The sequence below is a fragment of the Streptomyces sp. LMG1-1-1.1 genome (assembly GCF_040815545.1).
In the GTDB taxonomy this organism is placed as follows: domain Bacteria; phylum Actinomycetota; class Actinomycetes; order Streptomycetales; family Streptomycetaceae; genus Streptomyces.
In genome coordinates, this window is record NZ_JBFPNH010000101.1 from 1 (window position 1) to 510 (window position 510).

Genomic DNA, 510 nt, shown 5'->3' on the forward strand with positions numbered 1-510 from the left:
CGATGTGACCTTGGTCGCAGCGGAGCCGGGGTCAGTCGTCATGTACGTCGGCGGGAGGGCCTTCCGGATCGCCGGAGCCGGAGCCGGAGTCGCAGCCGGGGCCGGAGTCGCAGCCGGGGCCGGAGCCGCGGCGGCGGGGGCGGCCGGGGCCGGGGCGGCGGCGGGAGCCGGAGCGGCACCCGCGGCACCGATGACGGCGAGCTTGGCGCCGACCTCGGCGGACTCGTCCTCGGCGACGACGATCTCCAGGAGGACACCCGAGACCGGGGCCGGGATCTCGGTGTCGACCTTGTCCGTGGAGACCTCGAGCAGCGGCTCGTCGGCCTCGACGGTCTCGCCGACCGACTTCAGCCAGCGGGTCACGGTGCCCTCGGTGACGGACTCGCCCAGGGCGGGCAGCACGACGTCCGTGCCGGCGGCACCGGACGGAGCGGCGGCCGGGGCCTCGGCGGCCGGCGCCGGGGCGGCCGGTGCCGGGGCGGCCGGTGCCTCGGCCACGGGGGCCGGGGC

Annotated in this window: 1 protein-coding gene; it reads right to left on the bottom strand. The window is 78.8% G+C overall.

Going from position 1 to position 510, the window contains the following annotated elements; translation table 11 throughout:
* Positions 1-510 (bottom strand): biotin/lipoyl-containing protein (locus MRBLMG1_RS37245; RefSeq protein WP_367828588.1); only part of this gene is annotated, 510 nt, incomplete at both ends.